The sequence below is a fragment of the uncultured Senegalimassilia sp. genome (assembly GCF_934632265.1).
Taxonomy (GTDB): Bacteria; Actinomycetota; Coriobacteriia; order Coriobacteriales; family Eggerthellaceae; genus Senegalimassilia.
Window position 1 is genome coordinate 1 of record NZ_CAKTYH010000183.1, and the last position, 2,444, is coordinate 2,444.

A 2,444-nucleotide genomic window follows, 5' to 3' on the forward strand; every position below is an offset into this window, starting at 1 on the left:
CGATTGCCTGGCCCACGGCGCGGGTGCCGGCAGCGAAGGCCTCCATCTCGAACACGCCCATGGGGCCGTTCCAGAACACGGTTGCCGCCTGGGAGATAGCCTGCGCATAGAGCTTGGCCGTTTCCGGACCCACGTCAAGACCCATCATATCAGCCGGGATGTCGTCGACGGAAATGGTCTTGGTGTTGGCGTCCTCGGCGAACTTATCGGCGCACACGACGTCGACGGGAAGCAGCAGCTTCACGCCGCGCTCTTCAGCCTTGCGCAGCATGGCCGCAGCGCGCTCCACCCAGTCCTCCTCTTTGAGCGAAGTGCCCACCTGCTTGCCCTGGGCCAGCAGGAACGTGAAGCACATGCCGCCGCCGATGATGAGGGTGTCGCACTTGTCCATGAGGGCATCGATGACCTTGATCTTGTCGGAGACCTTCGAGCCGCCCAGGATGGCAACGAAGGGGCGACGAGGCTCATCGAGCATGCCGGTGAGGGTGGCAACCTCGTTTTGCATGAGGTAACCGGCGTAGGCGGGCAGAAGCGCCGCGACGCCTGCGGTGGAAGCGTGAGCGCGGTGCGCGGTGCCGAACGCGTCGTTGACGTAGGCTTCGCCCAGCTTGGCGAGCTCCTGGCAGAACTCGGGATCGTTTTTCTTCTCGCGTTTGTCGAAGCGGAGGTTCTCGAGCACCAGCACCTGACCATCTTGAAGGGCCGCGGCCTTGGCCTGGGCATCGGGGCCGACGGTGTCGGACGCGAACGCCACAGGACGGCCGAGCAGCTCAGAGAGGCGCAAGGCGGCGGGGCGCAGCGTGAACTTCTCCTCGAAGCCCTCGCCGGACGGGCGGCCGAGATGGCTCATGAGGATGACGCGGGCACCTTCGTCGATGAGCTTTTCGATGGTGGGCAGCGCAGCGCGGATGCGGGTATCGTCGAAGCAGACGCCGTCTGCCACGGGAACGTTGAAGTCGACGCGGACGAGCACGCGCTTGCCGCGCGCATCGAGCTGGTCGACGGTGGCGATTTCAGCCATGGTGACTTCCTTTCAAACCACCGCATGTGCGGTGATGGCCGACTAAAAGGCCCTGGTCCCGATGATTGCCACCCTGCAAAGCCGCCGTAGGTGCTTCAGCACGGACGGCACGGCGCGCAAGGGGCAAGGTCGGTTCCAGGGCCCTTCATAGCGTTAAGCGGTTAAGCCGATTACAGCAGGATCTTAACGAGGTCCTTCACGCGGTTGGAGTAACCCCACTCGTTGTCGTACCAGGACACGACCTTGACCATGTTAGACTTGCCGCCCATGACCATGGTCAGCTTGCTGTCGAAGATGGAAGAGTGGTTGTTGCCGACGATGTCGATGGACACGATGGGATCCTCGGTGTACTCGAGCACACCGGCCAGCTCGCCTTCGGCGGCTTCCTTCATAGCGGCGTTGATCTCCTCGATGGTGACCTCGCGCTCCAGCTCGACCGTCCGGTCGACCATGGAGCCGTCGGGCGTGGGAACGCGCGTGGCGAAGCCGTCGAGCTTGCCTGCCAGCTCGGGGAGAACCAGCGACACGGCACGGGCAGCACCCGTGGTGGTCGGGATCATGGACATTGCTGCGGCGCGGGCACGGCGCAGGTCCTTGTGCGGCAGGTCCAAGATCTTCTGATCATTGGTGTAGGAATGGATGGTGTTCATGTAGCCGCGCTTGATGCCGAACTTCTCGAGCAGCACCTTGGCGACGGGCGCCAGGCAGTTGGTGGTGCAGGAGGCGTTGGAGATGATGTTGTGCTGATCCTTGTCGTACTGCTCGTCGTTGACGCCCATGACGACGGTGATGTCCTCGCCCTTTGCCGGGCAGGTGATGACGACCTTCTTGGCGCCGGCCTTGATGTGCTTGCTGGCAAGCTCGCCGGTCTTGAAGATGCCGGTGGACTCGACGACGACGTCGACGCCCAGCTCGCCCCAAGGCAGGTTCTCGGGATCGCGCTCGCAGAGGACCTTCACGGCATGGCCGTCGGCCACGAAGCCATCCTCGGTGACCTCGACCGTGTCGAAGGCGCGGCCGTGGACCGAGTCATACTTCAGCAGGTGAGCCATCGTCGGGATGTCGCCGAGATCGTTGACGGCCACGACCTGGATCTCCGGGTCCTTGACCATGGCGCGATACGCCAGACGTCCGATGCGGCCGAAACCGTTGATGCCTACTTTGATTGCCATTGCGTATCTCCTTTTCATTCAGATACTCAAGTTATGGGCCATACGAAACGTTAGTGTAGCGGAAAGTCAAACGCTTGCGACGCGAATTTGGCAGACGGTCGACAAGCGAAGACCAGCGCATCCCGCACAATGCCAACACACCGGTCACATTCGGTTACCGGTGCTGATTTTCCAGCTCAGCAGCCAATTGCTCGATACGGCGAACACGGTGATAGACCGCGGATTTCGACAGCGGAGGGTTGGCAAGATCG

Annotated in this window: 2 protein-coding genes; both read right to left on the reverse strand. The window is 62.4% G+C overall.

The genetic code is table 11. The features are described from left to right. Positions 1–1,021, reverse strand: a 1,021-nt coding sequence (locus Q0H50_RS09240) for a phosphoglycerate kinase (protein WP_294421670.1), incomplete at its 3' end; no start/stop codon positions are given. 170 nt (positions 1,022–1,191) lie between these two features. Next, on the reverse strand, positions 1,192–2,193 hold the full coding sequence (gene gap / locus Q0H50_RS09245) for a type I glyceraldehyde-3-phosphate dehydrogenase (protein WP_294421671.1): 1,002 nt from the start codon (positions 2,191–2,193) through the stop codon (positions 1,192–1,194). Positions 2,194–2,444 lie beyond the last annotated feature (251 nt).

What these genes read in the sequence shown, in the direction of transcription:
- gap (WP_294421671.1), bottom strand. Translation starts at nt 2,193, where the DNA reads ATGGCAATCAAAGTAGGCATCAACGGTTTCGGCCGCATCGGACGTCTG.